This window comes from Burkholderia sp. Z1, assembly GCF_014893795.1.
Lineage (GTDB): Bacteria > Pseudomonadota > Gammaproteobacteria > Burkholderiales > Burkholderiaceae > Burkholderia > Burkholderia theae.
Genome location: NZ_JACFYL010000001.1, coordinates 3,536,940 through 3,555,544, shown reverse-complemented (window position 1 = coordinate 3,555,544; position 18,605 = coordinate 3,536,940). Strand labels below are relative to the sequence as shown.

Below are 18,605 nucleotides of genomic sequence, written 5' to 3'. Positions count from 1 at the left end.
TTCTGGGGACAGCATGACTGCGAACGTCAGCGGGATCGGTTCGGTGTTGCAACAGATGCAGTCGATGGCCGCGCAGGCGTCCGGCGGCGTCGCGAGCCCGACGGCGGCGCTTGCCGGCTCCGGCGCGGCGACGGCCAGCACGTTCGCGAGCGCGATGAAGGCGTCGCTCGACAAGATCAGCGGCGACCAGCAGCACGCGGCCGGCGAGGCGCAGGCGTTCGAGGTCGGCGCGCCGAACGTGTCGCTGAACGACGTGATGGTCGACATGCAGAAAGCCAACATCGGCTTCCAGTTCGGGCTCCAGGTCCGCAACAAGCTCGTGAGCGCTTACAACGACATCATGCAGATGTCGGTGTGACGGGGCCGGGCGGGCCCGGCGGGCCGGCCTCCCGCGCCCGGCGGCGGCCCCGCGCGCCTAAAGCTTTCCAAATCCCTTCCGATAACTCCGGAGAAGGCCGCGTCGTGCGATGCACGACAGCGGCTCCCGTATAGCTACCGCATGACAAGGAGATGCGCATGTTTTCCCCAGGACACGCTGGAGCCAATGCCTACGCGCGTGTCGGCGTCGAGACCGGGGTGATGGGCGCCTCCCCGCACCGGCTGATCGCGATGCTCTACCAGGGGGCGCGGCAGGCGATTGCACTGGCGCGCATGCACCTGCAGCAGGGCAACGTGTCCGCGCGCGGCGAAGCGATCGGCAAGGCGATCCGGATCGTCGAGAGCGGCCTGAAGGCGTCGCTGAACCGCGACGTGGGCGGCGAGATCGCGGATCGGCTCGATGGGCTCTATGCGTATATCGGCCGGCGTCTGCTGGAAGCGAACGCGCAGGCGAGCGACGCGATGCTGGTCGAAGTCGACGGGCTGCTCGCGACGCTCGAGGAAGCATGGACGGGGATTGCCCCGGAAGCCGCGCGCATGGCCGCGCAACAGGCAGTGGAAGCATCAAGATGAATCGCAAGGCCGAATACTTCGCTCGTTACGAGGCGCTCGCAGCCGTGTCGGGCCGGATGCTGTGTGCCGCGCGCGGCGCCGACTGGAGCGCGTTGCCGGGGTTGCAGGCCGAATTCCTGCAACTCGTCGACGGGCTGAAGGAGGCCGATCCGGGCGTTGCGCTCGACGAATCGGATCTCGGCCGCAAGCTCGACCTGATCCGCCGCATCCTGGCCGACGACGCCGCGATCCGCGATCTCGCGAGCCCGGACGTCGCGCGGCTGTCCGCGCTGTTCGAGGCGCGGCGCTCGACCAAGGTATTGACCGATCTCTACCGCGCGCGCGGGTAGGGCCCGTTACCGCAGGCGCGCTGTTCCCGAGGGCGGCACGGATGTGCCGTTCCCGGATTCGCAACGATGTGGCTGAGGTGAGCAGGCTCCGATCATGACCGGTATCGACCCCGTTGCAGCCGCGCTGCTGGCGAGCCGTCTCGACAGCCTGCTGACCGGCACCGTGTCGGCGCCCGCCGGCGGCGGCGCGACCGCGCAGGTCGGCACGCCGGGTGCCGGAGCGTCGTCCTCGCCTGCGCCCGCCAGCCCGCCCGCCGCACCGCCGGCTTCCACGCAGACCGCGCTGTCCGATATCGGGCGCGTGCTCGACGCGATCTCGCGCGCGGGCGGCGATGCGACGCCGGTTATTGCCGGGCGCACGCCGCTGCTGGCCGATCCCACCGTGCTGCTGACCGAGACGACCGTGCCGGCGCGTGCGCCGGCCGAGTCCGATCCGGCCGCGCCTTCCACGCCGGCTCCCGCCGCGGCGTCGTCCACTGCGGCGTCGTCCGCCGAGGCTGCGCGCGAAGCGGCCGGGTTGCCGCCGGTCGCGGCGCTGCGCGCGGCGCTCGCGCAGGCCGTGAGCGAGAGCGGCCTCTTCTACGAATCCCATCTGGCGCAGTGGCTGGCCGGCCAGCGTCCGCTCGCGGCGCTGATGCGCGAGCCGCAGGCGCGCCTGACCGCTACGCTCGCGCCGATCGACCCGGATGCCGCGCAGCACGACTCGACCGATGTGCTCGACGAGCTGCTCGCACAGCGCCTGCCGCTGCCCGCGAACGCGCGGGCGGCCGCGCAACCGGGCGCACCGGCCCAAGGCGGCGCGCCGGCTCGCGACCCCGCGCAGGCTTTGCCGGCGGCCGCCCGGCAGGGCGCGGCGTTGCCGCACGACACGGCCGATCTGCTCGACGCGCGTGCCGACACGCGCTGGACGCCCGCGCGAGCCGAACTGGCCGCCGCGTCGTCCGATCCGCAGGCGCAGACGCTCGCGCCCGTGCATCCGGCCGCCGTGCCGATCGTCCGGCAGCAGCTCGACGCGCTCGCGACCGACCAGTTCCGCTGGGCGGGCGAGGCGTGGCCCGGCGCGCGGCTCGACTGGACGATCGAGCCCGACGATCCGGGCAGCCACGCGCCGCACGGCGGCGACGACGCGGGCGACGGCATCGCCTGGCGCACGCGGCTGACGTTGACGCTGCCGTCGCTCGGCACGGTCGATGCGGAGCTGGTGCTGAACGGAACGCAGCTCGTCGCGCGGCTGCGGGCGAACCAGACGGGCGCCGACCGCCTCGCGCGGCACGAGGCCGCGCTGCGGCAGCGGCTCGAGGGCTCGGGGCTGCAGGTCGGCGGGCTGTCGATCCGCGCGGTCGACGACGGGCCGGACGGTTTCGACCTGTTTGCCGTGCAGGCCGCCGCCGCCGCGTATGCGCGCGGCGCGGCCGGCGGACCGGCGCCGCGTACACCGGGCGCCGACGACGAGGCGTGGCAATGAGCATGACGTCCCGCAAGCGCGCGGCCGCGCTCGTCTACGACCCGAAAGGCGGCGATGCGGCGCCGCGCGTGGTCGCGAAGGGTTACGGCGTGCTTGCCGAGATGATCGTCGCGCGCGCACACGATGCGGGGTTGTACGTGCATACGGCGCCGGAGATGGTGTCGCTGCTGATGCAGGTCGACCTCGACGATCGCATTCCGCCGCAGCTCTACCAGGCCGTCGCGGATCTGCTCGCGTGGCTGTACGCGCTCGATCGCACCGAGCCCGCGCCGGACGACACCGTGCCGCGTTTCCCGCTGCCGCCGCTGCGCTGAACGGCCCGGCATCGCGCGGCCTCTTACGAAATGCTGTCTCGGCCTTGCATGGTCATTTAGTCGACATTTGTCGTCTATCGATCGCCATCGTGGTGCAACGTGCGCGCTTCGTTCGTATTTCTTCGCTCGCCGAGCGCGCCACTGCGTCCCCGGACGGATTGAGCCGGCATTTGATTTGTGTAATGATATCCATTCTCATTTTCATGTTGCTCGGGCGGCGTGCGATTTCTGCGCGCCGCCCGTTGTTTTGAACGAATGGATACTTTCGCGTGAACGCGCCCGAAACGATCAATCCGCCCCGCGCAGGCGTCACGGTATTGCGCCCGGTGGCCCGCCCGCTGAGCGACGACGAACTGGCCGCGCGCCGCCAGCGCTCGCGCCGCGCGACCTTCATCAAGTGGCTGCGCAAGGTGCACGGCTGGGTCGGCCTGTGGGGTGCGGTGCTCGGGCTGCTGTTCGGCGTGACGGGCGTGCTGCTCAATCACCGCGCGCCGCCGCTGAAGATTTCGACCGGCGAGCCGCAGGTCGAGGAGATGCAGATCGCGTTGCCGGCGTCGGTGCCGAAGACACCCGCCGCGATGACGAAATGGCTGCAGCAGGAACTGCATTTCGACGGCAAGCCGGGCCGCATGCGCAAGGAGCCCGCGCAGGCCGTTGCGTGGGGCGACCGGCGCGTGATGCAGCCCGAGCACTGGCAGATGGGCCTGTTCGGGCCGCACCAGAACCTGCAGGCCGAATACTGGGTCGGCAATGGCTACGTGTCGGTGAAGCGCACGGGCAACACGTTCCTGACGACGCTGAACAACCTGCATCGCGGCGTCGGGATGAACCTTGGCTGGGTGCTGCTGATGGACACGATCGCAGGCTCGCTGATCCTGCTGTCGCTGACGGGCGTGCTGTTGTGGACCGAGCTGAACAAGCGCCGCACGGTCGGCGTCGTGCTGGTCGTCGGTTCGGTCGCCGCGGCGCTTGCCGCCGGCCTGACCTGATCGACGCTCGCGCCGGCGTGCCGCCGGCGCGAATCGTTTCGATCGTGCGTCTGGTGCATCCGGCGCGGCCGAAGCGGCCGGCCGGTGCGGATCAGAGGCCGCAGGCCGCGCCGCTGTTCGCCGCGATCTCCCGAGCGGCTTTCGCGCCCTCGACCTGCAGGATCGTCGGCAGCGACACGTTGTTCTTCGCGGCAGTGATCTCGGCCAGGATCGAGATCGCGATTTCCGGCGGCGTCCGGCTGCCGATGTAGATGCCGGCCGGCCCGTGCAGCCGGCCCAGTTCCGCTTCGTTCAGGTCGAATTCGCGCAGCCGCTCGCGCCGTGCCGCGTTGTTGCGCCGCGAGCCGAGCGCGCCCACGTAGAACGCGGGCGTCTTCAACGCTTCCATCAGCGCGAGATCGTCGAGCTTCGGATCGTGCGTGAGCGCGATCACGGCCGAACGCGCATCGAGCTTCATGTCGAGCACCGTATCGTCCGGCATCGTGCGCACGACGCGCGTGCCCGGCACGTCCCACGCATCCGTGTATTCCTCGCGCGGATCGCACACCGTCACCTGGTAGTCGAGCCCGACCGCGATCTGGCACAGATAGCGCGACAACTGGCCGGCGCCGATCACGAGCATCCGGTAGCGCGGCCCGTGGATCGTCATGAGCCGCTCGCCGTCGAACGCGAGTCCGTCGGTCGCCTGCGCGGGCGACAGCGACGCACGGCCGGTCGCGAGCGTCATCGTGCGCGTGACGAGGCGGCCGGCCTCGACTTCCGCGCACAGCGCGGCAATCCCGCTGTCGCGCGTGAGCGGCTCGAGCACGAGCTGGATCGTGCCGCCGCACGGCAGCCCGAAGCGGTGCGCTTCCTCGGCCGTCACGCCGTACTTGAGCGCTTCCGGGCGCGCATCGGCCGCGATTCCGCTTGCGTGCACGCGAGCGATCAGGTCGTCCTCGATGCACCCGCCGGACACGGAGCCGACCACGAGCCCGTCCTCGCGCACCGCGAGCGTCGCGCCTTCGGGGCGCGGCGACGAGCCCCACGTTTTCACGACCGTGACGAGCAGTACGCGGCGCCCTTCCTCGAGCCAGCGCGCGCTCGTCTTCAGCACGTCGAGATCCACACTTTCCATCATCGGTTTCCAGTTACAGGACGGGCCTGGCGGCCCGTCGTTCGATGGCGGAATTATGAACCGCCCGGCGCAAGCGTGCAGGAAGGGGGGGCGAGCAGGGAAGCAGGGAAGCCGCGACGCGGGAAGGCGGGGCGACGCGGATGGCGGGCGCGCCATCCGAAGGCGAGACCCGTAGCGGAGCCGGTTGGCGCCCCGCCCGGGCTGGTCCGGGCGAGGCGCGCTGGTGCGTTGCCGGGCGGGCGGATCCGCCCGGCGGGGTGATGCGTCAGAGCGAGCCCAGGTACTTCTTCAGGTTGCTAATGTCGGTGTCGTACGCGCTCGACGAGCCGAGCTCGACGCCGCCGCTACGCACGTAGTACTCGAACGGCACCGAGCGGGTGCCGAAGAACGGGAGGAAATTGTCCGGCTGCAGCGTCGTGCCGTTCAGGCCGATTGCCCAGTTCTTCGACTTGTACAGCTCGAGATCGCGGATCGTTGCGTTGACCGCGTTCGTCTCCGATGCGCGAATCGCGGCGATGTGGTGTGTGAGCGTCTCGATGTTCGCCTGGTATGCGCTCGGCTCGCCGACCGAAACGCCTCGCGCACGCACGTAGTAGCTGAATGGCAGGTTGCGTTCGGTGAAGAAGGACAGGAAACCATCCGGCGCCAGCGTATCCCCGTTCAGCCCGATCGCCCAGTTCCTGCTCTGATAATCCTTGAGCTCGCTGATCGTCTTGTTGGCGGCGTTGATTTCGACCTTCGCCGTGACGTTAACCAATGTATTGCTCATGACAGACCTCTCAGATTCTTGTTGAACTTCGGACAGGTGCTGCAACATGCCTCCGGAAGGAGGCAATTCAATACCAGCGGCCGGGTTATCCGGTTTCGGTTTTTCTTAATTAAAAATGTGCTGAAAATTAGTTTGCGAGCGCGCAATGAATTTCTGTTTAATGGAAAGTCGATTCGATGAAATCGATTGCATCTCGCCGCGCCCCTGCTGCGGCGTCTTCCCCGTCTGATCAAGGCTGGGCGGGTGTGTGCGCTCGGCCGACCTGAATACTAGTTTGACGAATGCAAGAGTTCAACATCGATCGCGAGATTATTTTCTTCTATTCATATCTAATTCAATCGAATTACATTTTTAATCGATCGATGTGCTGATCCGAATCGAATATATCGGTATTCGGAAAACGATCGGTGAAAATGGAAATTGCCGCCCGAATCGTTGCAGGAAATGCAACGTGGCGGCGTGACGAACGTTGGAAGGGTGGGGAGGGTGCGAGGCCGGTATCAGGCCCCGCGGGTGCGCACCGTGCCGCGTGCGGCACGGCGGCGCTCAGTGCGCGTCTTCGTGACCGTGCGCGAGCTTCGAGTGATGCCGCGAGTACAGGAAGTAGATCACGAGGCCGATCACGAGCCAGATGCCGAACGCGGCCCACGTGATGGGCTGCAGGTTCAGCATCAGGAACAGGCACGACGCGACCGCGAGGATCGGCACCACCGGCACGCCGGGGCAGCGGAACGCGCGCGGCAGGTCGGGGTGCGTGCGACGCAGCACGAGCACCGCGATCGACACCATCGAGAACGCCGCGAGCGTGCCGATGTTGATCAGCTCGGCGAGCACGTTGAGCGGCACGAGCGCGGCGATCAGCCCGAAGAACAGGCCGACGAGCCAGGTCGTCAGGAACGGCGTCGCGAAGCGCGGATGCACGCGCGACAGCGTCGCCGGCAGCAGCCCGTCGCGCGACATCGCGAAGATCACGCGCGTCTGGCCGTAGCTCATCACGAGGATCACGGTCAGCATGCCGAGCACCGCGCCGAGATCGATGAAGCCCGCGACCCAGTTCTCGCCGGCGACCTGCAGCGCGTACGAGATCGGGTGCGAGATGTTCGCGTACTGCGCCGACGGCACGATGCCGGTCGCAACTGCCGCGACCGTCACGTACAGCACCGCGCACACCGCGAGCGACGCGATGATGCCGATCGGCAGGTCGCGCTTCGGGTTCTTCACTTCCTCGGCCGCCGACGACACCGCGTCGAAGCCGATGAACGCGAAGAACATCACGGCCGCCGCGCCGAACACGCCGTTCCAGCCGTGCGGCATGAACGGCTTCCAGTTCGCGGGCGTCACGTGGAAGATGCCGACCGCGATCACGAGCAGCACCACCGACACCTTGATGAACACCATGATGTTGTTGATGCGGGTCGACTCGCGGATGCCGATCGACAGCAGCGTCGTGATCACGAGCATCACGAGGAACGCGGGCAGGTTGAACCACGTGACGACGCCCGGCACCGCGCCGGGCGCCGCCGTCAGCACGGCCGGCAGCGACAGCCCGAAGCCCTGCAGTAGCGACTGCAGGTAGCCCGACCAGCCGACCGACACGGCCGACGCGGCGAGGCCGTACTCGAGCATCAGGTCCCAGCCGATGATCCACGCGACGAGCTCGCCGAGCGTTGCGTACGAATACGTGTAGATCGAGCCGGCGACGGGAATCGACGATGCGAACTCCGCGTACGACAGCGCCGCGAGGCCGCAGGCGATCGCGGCGATCACGAACGACAGCATCAGCGCGGGGCCGGCCTGCACGGCGCCGGTGCCGGTCAGCACGAAGATGCCGGTGCCGATGATCGCGCCGATGCCGAGGAAGGTGAGGTCGATCGCGCCGAGCGCTTTCTTGAGCCCGGCGGCGTGTGCGCCGGCGATCATGCGATCGACGTTTTTCTTGCGGAAGAGGGACATTGCGGATGAATCGCCAGCGCGCGCGAGCGCGGCGGCGCTGACTGAGTGAAAACCCGTAATTTTAGCCGATTTGGCGAACAAGACCCGCTGCGATGCAGCGGCGCGTCGCGGAATCGTCCGAGAAAACAAGCGCTTGCGCGCAAGACGGGCGGCGGTTGAGGGCGACGCGGCGCGCGCCGCGCCGTTGAATCCGGCGAATCGGGTGTCTCGGGCGAATCAGGCGCCGGCCGTGGGCGCCATGTCGACGAGCTGGTTGCTCATCACGTAGAACGTCAGCTCCGCGTTGTTCGACAGCCGCATCTTCTCGAGCAGCCGCGACCGGTACACGCTCACCGTCTTCACGGACAGCGACAGCGTGTTCGCGATGTCGGTGAGCCGCTTGCCCGACGCGAGCATGCAGAGCGTCTGGTATTCGCGGTCGGACAGCTTCTCGTGCGGCAGCGGTTCGTTCTCGAACGACACGTATTCGGCGAGCGCCTCGGCCATCGCGGGGCTCACGTACTTGCGGCCGGCCGCGACCTGCTGGATCGCGCCGATCATCTGCGCGGCGTTGACCGTCTTCGACAGGTAGCCGGCGGCGCCGGCCTTCAGCGCGCGCACCGCGTACTGGTCCTCGCGATACATCGAGAACATCAGCACGGGCGTGCGCGACAGCTTGCGCTTCAGGCGCTTGAGCACCTCGATGCCGTTCGTGTCCGGCAGCGAGATGTCGAGCAGGATCACGTCGAATTCCTGTTTGTCGGCGGCGGCCATGGCGTCGCCGCCGTTTTCGGCCTCGGTGACGTTGCGCGCGATGCCGCGGTCGAGCAGCAACTGGCGGATCCCTTGCCGGACGATCGCGTGATCGTCCACGAGCAGGATGTTCAGGCTCATGACGACCTCACGAAAGCGACGCGCGGCGTGCCGCGACGGGCACCGCGAGCAGCGAATCCCACGCGAAGCGCGCGGTGACGCGCGTGCCGTGGCCGGTTTCCGGCGTGGCCGTCTCGAAGCTGCCGCCGAACGCCTCGCAGCGGGCGCGCATGCCGGCGAGGCCGTAGCCGGTGCGGCGGGACCGGGCGAAACCGGTCCCATCATCGGAGACAATCAGTGACAGATGCGTGCCGTCGGTGGCGATCCGTACGTCGACCGACGCGGCGCGCGCGTGTTTCGCGACGTTCGACAGCGCTTCCTGCGCGACGCGGAACACCGCGAGCGCACTGGCGCCGGCGATCTGCGTCAGGCGCGCGTCGGCCGCGCACACGAAGCTCGTGCGCAGTCCCGTGCGCGTCGCATGGCTGTCGACCCACGACGACAGCGCGCCGACCACGCCCGCGTCGAGCGCCGGCGTGCCGCGCTCGTCGATCAGCCGGCGATTGGCGTCGGTTGCGGCGTCGAGCGCCTGCTGCGCCAGCTCCAGCGCACGCAAACAACCGTCCGGGGTATCGGCCGGCAGCCACGTTTGAACGTTTGCGAGCGCGAAACGCGCAGCGGTGAGTTCGGCGCCGAGCCCGTCGTGCAGCTCGCCGGCCAGGTGGCGGCGGGCGGCTTCGTCGGCGGCCAGAAGTTGGGCGGACAGCGCCGCGATCCGCGCGGCGGATGCGTCGCGTTTCGACGGGGTTTTGGCAATGGGCGGAGTAGCGGCGCAGCTGTGCACGAGCTGCCGCGACGGGAACGGGGCGTGGGCGCCCGCGGGCGCGTTAAGCGACGTATCCATGACTCTCCCTGCTGTCAGAAAGCGGTTCAGACACCGGTTGGCTGCGTGGATCGGCTGCCGTTTCGATGACGGTCGCCGCCAGAGAATCGCCCCCTACCGAGGTAACAAAAGTTACGTCTTGTAACACTTGCATCCGACCCTTCCACTGTCATCCGAACGGCAACCACGCGCGGCGAATAATATCTCAAAATTTCTGAAAACGTCATGTCGGGCGGACATTTAAGGGTAAATGTGAATAATCGGCGTGAACGTGTTGTAGGAAAAACACTGACACCCGAGCACCGGCCGATGACGTATCCAAATGTAACTATTTGAGATGGAATGGTCCCAGTTTGTTACGAATTCGCCAAGTGGGGACGAAAAAAAACCGGAGCAAAAGCTCCGGTTTTTGATGCCGCACAAATTTCGGGGGCGGATCAGTCCACGAATGCGCGCTCGATCACGTAGTGGCCCGGTGCGCTGTTCTTGCCTTCGACGAGGCCGGCCTGCTTCAGCAGGTCGGTCGTGTCCTTCAGCATCGCGGTGCTGCCGCACAGCATCACGCGGTCGTTTTCCGGCGAGAACGGCGGGACGTCGAGATCCGTGAACAGCTTGCCCGTCGCGATCAGGTCGGTGATCCGGCCTTCGTTGTCGAACGCTTCGCGCGTGACCGTCGGGTAGTAGATGAGCTTTTCCTTGATGATGTCGCCCAGGTACTCGTGGCCCGGCAGGTCGTGCTTGATGTAGTCCATGTACGCGAGCTCGCCCTTCAGGCGGCACGTGTGCGTCAGGATCACCTTGTCGAAGCGGTCGTAGATGTCCGGATCGCGGATGATCGACATGAACGGCGCGAGGCCCGTGCCGGTCGACAGCATCCACAGCGTCTTGCCCGGCAGCAGGTTGTCGGCGACGAGCGTGCCCGTCGGCTTCTTGCCGATCAGCACGGTGTCGCCCACCTTCAGGTGCTGCAGGCGCGACGTCAGCGGGCCGTTCTGCACCTTGATGCTGAAGAATTCGAGATGCTCTTCGTAGTTCGGGCTGACGATCGAGTAGGCGCGCGCGAGCGGCTTGCCGTCGACCTCGAGGCCGACCATCGTGAATTCGCCGTTGTTGAAGCGCAGGCTCGCCTCACGGCTGCAGGTGAAGCTGAAAAGCGTGTCGGTCCAGTGGTGGACGGATTGGACGGTGGCGGTGTCGTATTTGCTCATGGCTTTGAAAACGGACGCGCGTGGCGAACGCGTGTAACGGGCCCAAAAACGGGCAAAAAAACCGAGTGCGACGGCCCGATCGCGGATCGGCCGGCCGGCGCGTCGGACACGCGCCTTCTCGATGACAGACGATTGACGAACTGGTTATTTTACCCTGTTGGCGCTGATCGCGGGCTTGACCCCCGTGGTGGCGCGGATTTGGCGCAACGTATTATTTCAAATCGCTTTCAGCGATCGGCCGCGAGTTTCGCGCCGAGGCCGACGAGCGCCACCCCGCACAGCGCGTCGAGCGGGCGCCGCACGCGCCGGTAGCCGCGCTGCGCGCGCGGGCTCGCGAACAGGTACGCGACGCACGAATACCAGCCGGCCGACAGCACGCCGATCGTCACCAGCACCGCGCCGTTAAACCACAGCGGCACGTGCGCGGGCAGCATCGCCGCGAACACGCTGGTCCAGAACGCGCACGATTTCGGGTTCGTCAGGCAGGTGAACAGGCCGCTGCGATAGGCGCGCAGGTAGTCGCGCGCGTGCGGCGCGGCCAGCGGCGCGGGTTCGTCCGGCGCGTCGGCCGGCGCCGCGTCGCGGCGCACGCCCGAGCGCAGCAGCTTGAAGCCGAAATACACGAGATACACGGCGCCGCCGATCCGGATCGCCTCGTACAGCCATTCGACCTGGTGCAGCACGGCCGCGAGGCCGAGCATCGCGAGCGTCGCCCATGCGATCGACGCGGTGCCGACGCCGAGCGCCGACGCGGCGCCGAGGCTGCGCCGCCCCGCGAGCGACAGTTGCGAAATCATGAAGAAATTCGGGCCGGGCGTGATTGCCGCGACGAGATAGACGACGGCGATTTGCAGCAGGATCGGCAGGTAGGACATGGCGGCGCGGCCCCGGGGCGGGGCGGTGGCGGGATGGGCAAGCCGTTAATGTAACGTGCGCCGCGCGGCCGTGCTTCAGCGGAACGTGATCGAACCGCGAGCGGGATCGTTATGGCGGATCGAGGCGCAGGCGCGCGATGTACGGCAGGTGGTCCGACAGCCACGCGGCCTCGCCGGACGGCGCGCGCCATTCGAGCGGCGTCAGGCCGCGCACGAACATCTTGTCGAGCGCGAGCGCCGGCGAGAACGCGGGGAACGTGCGGCCCGATTCGCCGAGCAGCGTCGCGACCTCGGACATCCCGATCTCGCCGAACAGCGCGACGGAATCGTTGCGCCAGTCGTTGAAGTCGCCGGCGAGCATCAGCGGGCCGTCGCCCGCGTTGCGCACGATCCAGTGCGCGATCCAGTGCATCTGGCGCAGCCGCGCGGCGCGCGTGAGCGCGAGGTGCGCGCACAGCAGCGTGACCGGGCGCGCGCCGGCGAGCGTCGCGCGCGCGACGAGCAACCCGCGCCGTTCGAAGCGGTGCGCGGAGATGTCCCAGCGGCCGCCGAGGTCGAGCGGATGCGGCGACAGGATCGCGTTGCCGTGCCGCCACGACGGCTTGAACACGTTCGGCCCGAGCGCGATCTGCCAGTCGAGCGCATGCGCGATCTCGGTGGCCTGGCAGTGCCACACGTCGTCGACCGCGTCGTCGATCTGCGCGCCGAAGCCGGGCGCGAGCACGGGGCGCGGCATGCGGCGCGCCATCGCTTCCTGCAGGAAATACACGTCGGCGTGCGTCGACTGCATCCAGTTGCGCATCGCGTTCCACGCGGTGAAGCCGAGCGGCGAGCGGCCCTTGTGCAGGTTCCAGCTGACCGCGGTGATTTCGTCGGGCGCGGCGTGCGGTTCGGCGAACGGCAGGGACAGGGCGTCGGCGGACATGACGTTCAGTCCTTCGCGACGTGCGCCCGCACGCGGTACACGAGGTGCGGGTGCTGTTCGACGAGCGTCCAGTCGGTCCACGCGTCGCCGCCAACCGACAGGCCGGGGTGGCTTGCGACGATCTGCCGCGGCGATGCGGGCACGCACGGATCGCTGCGCGTCGCGTTCTCGTCGTCGAGCGTTTCCTGCACGTCGAGCGCGAGCGACACCGTGTTCGCGCTAGCGTCGACCGCGAGCGGCGCGACCGTCACCGAGCGCGAGCGCTCGGTCGGCACGACGCGCGCGGCATTGCCGCAGCCGACCGGCACGGCGGACGGATAACGATGGGTATCGGTGCGGGTCTGACCCACGGTGGTGCGTTGCTGGAACGTGTCGATCGTCTGACCGTCGCGCACCACCTGGATCTCCCACGCGACGGAGGCCGGCGCGGGGCTCTGCGCATGGGCGGCGAGCGCGATGCTCGCGAGCAGGACGGCCAGGCCGTGTTTCAGCATGAAACGTCTCCGGAAACGCGGAATAGCGGGGAACGGACGCACATCTTACGCCCGAACGATTTCGATCGTGATGTGACAGGACCCGCCGCGACAGGTTCGCCGCGCGAGGCGGCCCTCTTCGAAAGGTAGGGCCGCGTCACGTGTTTTCAAGCGAAAAAGCGCGCGAACTCGGCGACCGGCGCGCGCTCGGTGACGAGGCGGTTCTCGATCGCGTCGGGGTCCGCATGGCCGAGCGACATGCCGCAGACGAATTGTTCGTTGGCGGGAATGCCGAGGTGTTCGGCGACGATCCGGTGAAACGGCACGAACGCGGCCTGCGGGCAGGTATCGAGCCCGCGTGCGCGCGCGGCCGTCATCACGCCGTGCAGGAACATCCCGCAGTCGAGCCATGCACCGTGCGTCATCACGCGATCGAGCGTGAAGAACAACGCGACCGGCGCATCGAAGAAACGGAAGTTGCGCGCGTGCTGCGCGTGCATGCGCGCCTTCTCGTCGCGGCCGATGGTCAACAGGCCGTACAGGTCCCAGCCGACCTTGCGGCGCCGGTCGATATACGGCGACACCCATTCGCGCGGGTAGTAGTCGTACTCGGCGACGTATTTTTCGTCGCGCGCGGGATCGTCGTGGGCTGCGCTCAGCGCGGCGGCGAGCGCATCGCGCGTGGCGCCCGTCGCGACGTACACGCGCCACGGCTGGATGTTGGTGCCCGACGGCGCGCGGCTCGCGGCTTCGAGGATCGCCTCGAGCGTGTCGCGTGGCACGGGTGTCGGCAGGAACGCGCGGATCGCGCGGCGCGACGTGAGCGCCGCGTCGACGGCGCCGATCGCATCGGCATCGACGCGCGCAGAGGCAGTGGGAACGGACATCGGCATACCTTCGGGACCGGGCGCGACGCGCCGCGCGGGCGCCGTCGGCGAGGGCCGGCTCGGCGGTTGAATGGGTGGGTGAACCGACGATCATACGCCGCGGTGTGCAGGCGTGCAGCGCGCGCCGGCTGTTAGCAGCACACTCGCGCGGCTGCTTGCTTGCGTGCGGTTACGGGACCGCTACACTGAAATCGTAAGGGTCTGATGGTTGTGTGACAGCAAGCGGCAGCGAGGTTGGTATGACGACGGCGATGGTGAAACAGGAACTGGCGGTGGCGTCCTTCAGCACGGTGTACGACCTCGAGCAGGTCGAGACCGCGCTGAGCGACCTGAACGAGAGCGCGAGCGACGCACTGCGCGCGACCTACGAGAGGATGCTCAAGACCGGCAATCTGCGCTTCTGCGTGAAGCCGAACCGGATGCCGTCGTTCGACACGCTCGGCGACGCGTTGCCGAATTTCACCGAGCCGCTCGGCGATGTGCGCAAGCAGGTCGCGTTGTGCCTCGAAACGGACGACCGGCTCGAACTGATGCCGATCCTGCTGCTCGGGCCGCCCGGCATCGGCAAGACGCATTTCGCGAAGGCGCTCGCGCAACTGCTCGGCACCGCATACCACTACGTGCCGATGAGTTCGCTGACGGCCGGCTGGATCCTGTCGGGCGCGTCGTCGCAATGGAAGAACGCGAAGCCGGGCAAGGTGTTCGAGGCGCTGGTGAACGGCAGCTACGCGAACCCGGTGATCGCGGTCGACGAGATCGACAAGGCCGGCAGCGACGCGCAATACGATCCGCTCGGTGCGCTGTATGCGTTGCTCGAGCACGACACCGCGCGCGCGTTCGTCGACGAATTCGCGGAAGTGCCGATCGATGCGGGCAACGTGATCTGGATCGCGACCGCGAACGACGCGCAGGCGATTCCGGAGCCGCTGCTCAACCGGATGAACGTGTACGAGATCGCGCCGCCCGATGCGGCCGGCGCGCGCCGGATCGCGCAGACGATCTACGACGAGATCCGCACGTCGCATGCGTGGGGGCGGCGTTTCCCCGAGATGCTCGGCGACGACGCGCTCGACGTGCTCGCCGCGACGCCGCCGCGCACGATGCGCCGCGCGCTGCTGCACGCATTCGGCGCCGCGCGGCTCGATGGCCGCGACGCGATCGCGCCGGGCGACATCCGCGCCGACGAGGGCGCCGCGAAGCGCCGGCCGATCGGCTTCTGAACTGGCGGCGCGCGCCGCGTCGCGCGCCGCGGTGGCGCGATCCGCATCCGTTCGGCAAGCGAATGAGCCGGGACGTACAATTCTCTTCTCTCCCCTCGACGCGTTAGCGACGCGAAACGTCATGGAGCAGATGGATTGTGTAGTCATCGGCGCGGGCGTGGTCGGTCTTGCGATTGCGCGCGAACTGGCCGCACGCGGGCGCGACACGCTCGTGCTCGAGGCCGCCGATGCGATCGGCACGGGCACGAGCTCGCGCAACAGCGAAGTGATCCACGCGGGGCTCTACTATCCGCGCGGGTCGTTGAAGGCGATGTCGTGCGTGCACGGGCGCGACCTGCTGTACGAATTCTGCGAGACGCATCACGTGCCGCACCGGCGTACCGGCAAGCTGCTCGTCGCGACGAGCGCCGCGCAGGTGAAGCAGTTGAAGGCGATCGCCGCGCGCGCGGCCGAAAACGGCGTGCTCGACCTGCTGCCGCTCACGCATGCCGAGGCGCAGACGCTCGAACCCGCGCTCGAATGCGTGGCGGCGCTGTTCTCGCCGTCCACCGGCATCGTCGACAGCCACCAGCTGATGCTCGCGCTGCTCGGCGCCGCGGAACGCGACGGCGCCGTGTGCGCGCTGAAATCCCCGGTCGAATCGATCGACGTGCTGCGCGGCGGGCGTTTCGTCGTACGCACGGGCGGCGATGCGCCGACCGAGATCGAGGCCGCCTGCGTGATCAACAGCGCGGGCCTCGGTGCGCAGGCGCTGGCGCGCCGCACCCGCGGCCTCGACCCGCGCTGGGTGCCGCCGCTCTATCTCGCGCGCGGCAATTACTTCAGCCTGTCGGGTCGCGCGCCGTTCTCGCACCTGATCTACCCGATGCCCGACCGCGCGGGGCTCGGCGTGCACCTGACGCTCGACTTGGCCGGGCAGGCGCGCTTCGGGCCGGATGTCGAATGGTGCGATTCGCTGCGCTACGAAGTGGATCCGGCCCGCGCGAGCGCGTTTTACGCGTCGATCCGCGCGTTCTGGCCGGGCCTGCCCGACGACGCGCTGCAGCCGGCGTACGCGGGCATCCGGCCGAAGCTCGCGGGGCCCGGCGAGCCGCCGGCCGATTTCATCGTGCAGGGCGCCGCGCAGCATGGCGTGCGCGGGCTCGTGAACCTGTTCGGCATCGAGTCGCCGGGGCTCACCGCGTCGCTCGCGCTCGCGCAGCGCGTGGGCGACATGGCGGCTTACCGCTGACGCGGCGCGCGCGCCGGCCGTGTGAAATTCCTTATCTCCAGGATTTCGGCGCGCACATTTATTCGCTTGAGCGTTATTCTGTCGAACGGCTGTCGCCAGAACAGCTTTCAAACCGATAACGTTGGAGCGAGTCCCCCATGAAAACATCCCGTCGGAGTTTCCTGATTACGAGCGTTGGCGTCGTCTCCGCGCTGGCGCTGTCGCGCGAAGCGCTGGCCGATGCGCCGATGCTGTCGGAAACCGATCCGACCGCGGTGGCGCTCGGCTACAAGGCCGATGCCACGAAGGTCGACAAGACGAAGTACCCGAAATACGCAGCGGGCCAGGATTGTGCGGCCTGCATGCTGTACCAGGGCAAGAAGGGTTCGGCTTCGGGCCCGTGCGGTGCCTTCCCCGGCAAGCAGGTGTCGGCGAAGGGCTGGTGCAGCGCATTCTCGAAGATGGGTTGAGGCCGCGGCGGCATCGTGCGATGCCGCAATGTGGCGAAAACCGCAAAACGCCCGCCATCGAAAGATGGCGGGCGTTTTTATTGCTTGAAAACGGTTCCGTCGCTTTCTACACTCGCTGCAAACCAGCGCGCTGCGGCACACCGCGTGCCGCGCCGGCCGACACGGCGAATTCACGAGGACGAGGCAGCATGGCGACGATTGCGAATTCAACGAAAACGATCCGGCCCGAGCGTGCGCTGAACCGGCGCGCGGTCGCGGCTGCCGTGATCGGCAATGCGCTCGAGTGGTACGACTTCACGGTGTTCGGTTTCATGACGGTCGTGATCGCCGAGCTGTTCTTCCCGACCTCCAGCGAATATTCGTCGCTGCTCCTGACCACCGCGACGTTCGGCGTCGCGTTCTTCATGCGCCCGATCGGCGGCATCGTGTTCGGGCTGTACGCGGACCGCGCCGGTCGCAAGGCCGCGCTGTCGCTCGTGATCCTGCTGATGACCGCCGGCATCTTCCTGCTCGCGATCGCGCCGCCGTATGCGGCGATCGGCATCGGCGGCCCGATCCTGATCGTGCTCGGCCGCCTGCTGCAGGGCTTCTCCGCGGGTGGCGAATTCGGCAGCGCGACGGCGCTGCTGATCGAGGCCGCGCCGTTCTCGAAACGCGGTTTCTACGGCAGTTGGCAGATGGCGAGCCAGGCGGCCGCGCTGCTGATCGGCGCGCTCGTCGGCGCGGCCGTCACGCGCGGGCTGTCGCACGACGCGCTGCACAGCTGGGGCTGGCGCGTGCCGTTCGTCCTCGGGCTCGTGATCGGCCCGATCGGTTTCTACATCCGCCGCCATCTGGCCGATTCGGAAGCGTTCCTGCATGCGCAGCAGAGCGCGCCCCGCGCGACGCTCGGCGACGTGTTCACGCGCCACCCGCGCGAGGTGCTGTGCGGGCTCGGCTCGGTGATCGCGCTGACGGTGACGATCTACGTGCTGATCAGCTATCTGCCGACCTTCGCGGTGAAGCAGCTGAAGCTGCCCTACGCCGAATCGTTCTACGCGGTGATCGTCGGCAACCTGCTGCTGATGGTGCTGTCGCCGGTCGCGGGCGCGTGGTCGGACCGCATCGGCCGCAAGGGGCTGTCGCTGTGGTCGCTCGTGCTGACGCTCGCGCTGATGTATCCGCTGTTCGCGTGGCTCGACGCGGCGCCGAGCATCGGGCGGCTGATCGCGGTGCAGGCCGTGCTGTCGGTGACGCTCGCCGGCTATTACGGGCCGTTCGGCGCGATGATCGCCGAGCTGTTCCCGGCCAACGTGCGCTCGACCGGGCTGTCGATCGCCTACAACGTCGCGGTGATGCTGTTCGGCGGCTTCGGACAGTTCATCGTCACGTGGCTGATCAAGGTCACGGGCACGCCGCTCGCGCCGACCTATTACGTGATGGCGGGGCTCGCGCTGTCGATCGTCGCGGTCGCGTTCGTGCCCGCGCGCAGCGCCGACCTCGACGCGCCGGCCTGACGGCCTACGGGCGCGTCATCGGATCGTTTCGCAAAACGCAATGATGTGCGGCCCGACGCGGAAAACGTCACGGTTCGCGTTCGCATTCGCGCCCGAATTGTTTAGTGGTCGAAGGAAACTTGCGCGGGATGAACGGAACTGTCGCTCGCGCGCGTTTTCGCATTTTTCGCCGGCGCAATACATCCGCAAAAACCCGCGCGCGCGTGTCTAGAAGAGTTTTTTCTCCTGCTTGTTGCACTATCGTTAGCTCAAGTAATATCCGCGTACACCGGCCCCTGG

At 67.9% G+C, this 18,605-nt stretch carries 20 protein-coding genes; 10 read left to right on the top strand and 10 right to left on the bottom strand.

The features are described 5' to 3' along the window. Window positions 1–13: 13 nt before the first annotated feature. The 6 genes from fliE (at window position 14) to H3H55_RS16510 (ending at window position 4,048) form a co-directional block, all read left to right on the top strand. Window positions 14–358: a flagellar hook-basal body complex protein FliE gene (fliE, locus tag H3H55_RS16535; protein ID WP_129513208.1), complete on the top strand. Its 345-nt coding sequence runs from the start codon at window positions 14–16 to the stop codon at window positions 356–358. A gap of 158 nt (window positions 359–516) precedes the next feature. After that, window positions 517–951 carry a flagellar export chaperone FliS gene (gene fliS, locus H3H55_RS16530; protein ID WP_129513207.1) on the top strand — a complete coding sequence of 145 codons (435 nt, stop codon included), beginning with the start codon at window positions 517–519 and terminating at the stop codon, window positions 949–951. Then, a complete protein-coding gene (locus H3H55_RS16525) occupies window positions 948–1,280 on the top strand; it encodes a flagellar protein FliT (RefSeq protein WP_129513206.1) in 333 nt (110 codons plus the stop codon). The genes fliS and H3H55_RS16525 overlap by 4 nt, the downstream gene beginning before the upstream one ends. Window positions 1,281–1,374: 94 nt before the next feature. Next, complete coding sequence (locus H3H55_RS16520; protein ID WP_193099366.1) at window positions 1,375–2,745, top strand: flagellar hook-length control protein FliK; 1,371 nt, start codon at window positions 1,375–1,377, stop codon at window positions 2,743–2,745. After that, entirely contained in the window at window positions 2,742–3,059 is a 318-nt protein-coding gene (locus tag H3H55_RS16515) for an EscU/YscU/HrcU family type III secretion system export apparatus switch protein (protein WP_129513204.1), read from the top strand. The genes H3H55_RS16520 and H3H55_RS16515 overlap by 4 nt, the downstream gene beginning before the upstream one ends. 269 nt (window positions 3,060–3,328) lie before the next feature. After that, the gene (locus tag H3H55_RS16510) at window positions 3,329–4,048 is read left to right on the top strand and encodes a PepSY-associated TM helix domain-containing protein (protein WP_193099365.1); all 720 of its coding nucleotides are present in this window, start codon (window positions 3,329–3,331) and stop codon (window positions 4,046–4,048) included. Window positions 4,049–4,139: 91 nt separating this feature from the next. Here H3H55_RS16510 and H3H55_RS16505 read toward each other — a convergent pair whose 3' ends face one another. From H3H55_RS16505 to H3H55_RS16460, 10 genes are all read right to left on the bottom strand, one after another. After that, window positions 4,140–5,165: an XdhC family protein gene (locus tag H3H55_RS16505; protein WP_129513202.1), complete on the bottom strand. Its 1,026-nt coding sequence runs from the start codon at window positions 5,163–5,165 to the stop codon at window positions 4,140–4,142. 265 nt (window positions 5,166–5,430) lie between these two features. Then, window positions 5,431–5,934, bottom strand: a complete 504-nt coding sequence (locus H3H55_RS16500) for a hypothetical protein (RefSeq protein ID WP_048252171.1) — start codon at window positions 5,932–5,934, stop codon at window positions 5,431–5,433. Between the two features lie 546 nt (window positions 5,935–6,480). Beyond that, window positions 6,481–7,887 (bottom strand): amino acid permease, encoded by a 1,407-nt coding sequence (locus tag H3H55_RS16495; RefSeq protein WP_129513201.1) that lies wholly within the window; start codon window positions 7,885–7,887, stop codon window positions 6,481–6,483. Window positions 7,888–8,103: 216 nt separating this feature from the next. After that, on the bottom strand, window positions 8,104–8,760 hold the full coding sequence (rqpR, locus tag H3H55_RS16490) for a response regulator transcription factor RqpR (protein ID WP_048248296.1): 657 nt from the start codon (window positions 8,758–8,760) through the stop codon (window positions 8,104–8,106). 7 nt (window positions 8,761–8,767) lie between these two features. Beyond that, a complete protein-coding gene (rqpS, locus tag H3H55_RS16485; RefSeq protein ID WP_193099364.1) occupies window positions 8,768–9,583 on the bottom strand; it encodes a quorum system sensor histidine kinase RqpS in 816 nt (271 codons plus the stop codon). 416 nt (window positions 9,584–9,999) lie between these two features. After that, complete coding sequence (locus tag H3H55_RS16480) at window positions 10,000–10,770, bottom strand: ferredoxin--NADP reductase (RefSeq protein ID WP_129513199.1); 771 nt, start codon at window positions 10,768–10,770, stop codon at window positions 10,000–10,002. A gap of 227 nt (window positions 10,771–10,997) precedes the next feature. Beyond that, window positions 10,998–11,645, bottom strand: coding sequence for a LysE family translocator (locus H3H55_RS16475; protein ID WP_193099363.1), 648 nt, complete (start codon window positions 11,643–11,645; stop codon window positions 10,998–11,000). A 109-nt stretch (window positions 11,646–11,754) separates the two neighbouring features. Beyond that, on the bottom strand, window positions 11,755–12,570 hold the full coding sequence (locus H3H55_RS16470; RefSeq protein ID WP_129513197.1) for an endonuclease/exonuclease/phosphatase family protein: 816 nt from the start codon (window positions 12,568–12,570) through the stop codon (window positions 11,755–11,757). 5 nt (window positions 12,571–12,575) lie between these two features. Further along, the gene (locus H3H55_RS16465) at window positions 12,576–13,064 is read right to left on the bottom strand and encodes a hypothetical protein (RefSeq protein ID WP_129513196.1); all 489 of its coding nucleotides are present in this window, start codon (window positions 13,062–13,064) and stop codon (window positions 12,576–12,578) included. A 146-nt stretch (window positions 13,065–13,210) separates the two neighbouring features. Continuing rightward, on the bottom strand, window positions 13,211–13,930 hold the full coding sequence (locus H3H55_RS16460) for a nitroreductase (RefSeq protein WP_193099362.1): 720 nt from the start codon (window positions 13,928–13,930) through the stop codon (window positions 13,211–13,213). Window positions 13,931–14,169: 239 nt separating this feature from the next. Between H3H55_RS16460 and H3H55_RS16455 the strand changes: the two genes are divergently transcribed. The 4 genes from H3H55_RS16455 (at window position 14,170) to H3H55_RS16440 (ending at window position 18,326) form a co-directional block, all read left to right on the top strand. Next, entirely contained in the window at window positions 14,170–15,150 is a 981-nt protein-coding gene (locus tag H3H55_RS16455) for an AAA family ATPase (RefSeq protein ID WP_129513194.1), read from the top strand. A gap of 121 nt (window positions 15,151–15,271) precedes the next feature. After that, the gene (locus H3H55_RS16450) at window positions 15,272–16,381 is read left to right on the top strand and encodes an NAD(P)/FAD-dependent oxidoreductase (protein WP_129513193.1); all 1,110 of its coding nucleotides are present in this window, start codon (window positions 15,272–15,274) and stop codon (window positions 16,379–16,381) included. 137 nt (window positions 16,382–16,518) lie between these two features. Beyond that, window positions 16,519–16,830: a high-potential iron-sulfur protein gene (locus tag H3H55_RS16445; RefSeq protein ID WP_048248305.1), complete on the top strand. Its 312-nt coding sequence runs from the start codon at window positions 16,519–16,521 to the stop codon at window positions 16,828–16,830. A gap of 188 nt (window positions 16,831–17,018) precedes the next feature. Beyond that, entirely contained in the window at window positions 17,019–18,326 is a 1,308-nt protein-coding gene (locus tag H3H55_RS16440; RefSeq protein WP_048248306.1) for an MFS transporter, read from the top strand. Window positions 18,327–18,605 lie beyond the last annotated feature (279 nt).

Excerpts from the sequence above, each read along its gene's own strand:
- H3H55_RS16475 (WP_193099363.1), bottom strand. The coding sequence starts at position 11,645 with ATGTCCTACCTGCCGATCCTGCTGCAAATCGCCGTCGTCTATCTCGTC.
- H3H55_RS16460 (WP_193099362.1), bottom strand. The coding sequence starts at position 13,930 with ATGTCCGTTCCCACTGCCTCTGCGCGCGTCGATGCCGATGCGATCGGC.
- H3H55_RS16455 (WP_129513194.1), top strand. The coding sequence starts at position 14,170 with ATGACGACGGCGATGGTGAAACAGGAACTGGCGGTGGCGTCCTTCAGC.
- H3H55_RS16500 (WP_048252171.1), bottom strand. The coding sequence starts at position 5,934 with ATGAGCAATACATTGGTTAACGTCACGGCGAAGGTCGAAATCAACGCC.
- H3H55_RS16445 (WP_048248305.1), top strand. The coding sequence starts at position 16,519 with ATGAAAACATCCCGTCGGAGTTTCCTGATTACGAGCGTTGGCGTCGTC.
- H3H55_RS16525 (WP_129513206.1), top strand. The coding sequence starts at position 948 with ATGAATCGCAAGGCCGAATACTTCGCTCGTTACGAGGCGCTCGCAGCC.
- H3H55_RS16495 (WP_129513201.1), bottom strand. The coding sequence starts at position 7,887 with ATGTCCCTCTTCCGCAAGAAAAACGTCGATCGCATGATCGCCGGCGCA.
- H3H55_RS16520 (WP_193099366.1), top strand. The coding sequence starts at position 1,375 with ATGACCGGTATCGACCCCGTTGCAGCCGCGCTGCTGGCGAGCCGTCTC.
- H3H55_RS16515 (WP_129513204.1), top strand. The coding sequence starts at position 2,742 with ATGAGCATGACGTCCCGCAAGCGCGCGGCCGCGCTCGTCTACGACCCG.
- H3H55_RS16480 (WP_129513199.1), bottom strand. The coding sequence starts at position 10,770 with ATGAGCAAATACGACACCGCCACCGTCCAATCCGTCCACCACTGGACC.
- rqpS (WP_193099364.1), bottom strand. The coding sequence starts at position 9,583 with ATGGATACGTCGCTTAACGCGCCCGCGGGCGCCCACGCCCCGTTCCCG.
- rqpR (WP_048248296.1), bottom strand. The coding sequence starts at position 8,760 with ATGAGCCTGAACATCCTGCTCGTGGACGATCACGCGATCGTCCGGCAA.
- H3H55_RS16440 (WP_048248306.1), top strand. The coding sequence starts at position 17,019 with ATGGCGACGATTGCGAATTCAACGAAAACGATCCGGCCCGAGCGTGCG.
- H3H55_RS16505 (WP_129513202.1), bottom strand. The coding sequence starts at position 5,165 with ATGGAAAGTGTGGATCTCGACGTGCTGAAGACGAGCGCGCGCTGGCTC.
- fliE (WP_129513208.1), top strand. The coding sequence starts at position 14 with ATGACTGCGAACGTCAGCGGGATCGGTTCGGTGTTGCAACAGATGCAG.
- fliS (WP_129513207.1), top strand. The coding sequence starts at position 517 with ATGTTTTCCCCAGGACACGCTGGAGCCAATGCCTACGCGCGTGTCGGC.
- H3H55_RS16465 (WP_129513196.1), bottom strand. The coding sequence starts at position 13,064 with ATGCTGAAACACGGCCTGGCCGTCCTGCTCGCGAGCATCGCGCTCGCC.
- H3H55_RS16450 (WP_129513193.1), top strand. The coding sequence starts at position 15,272 with ATGGAGCAGATGGATTGTGTAGTCATCGGCGCGGGCGTGGTCGGTCTT.
- H3H55_RS16470 (WP_129513197.1), bottom strand. The coding sequence starts at position 12,570 with ATGTCCGCCGACGCCCTGTCCCTGCCGTTCGCCGAACCGCACGCCGCG.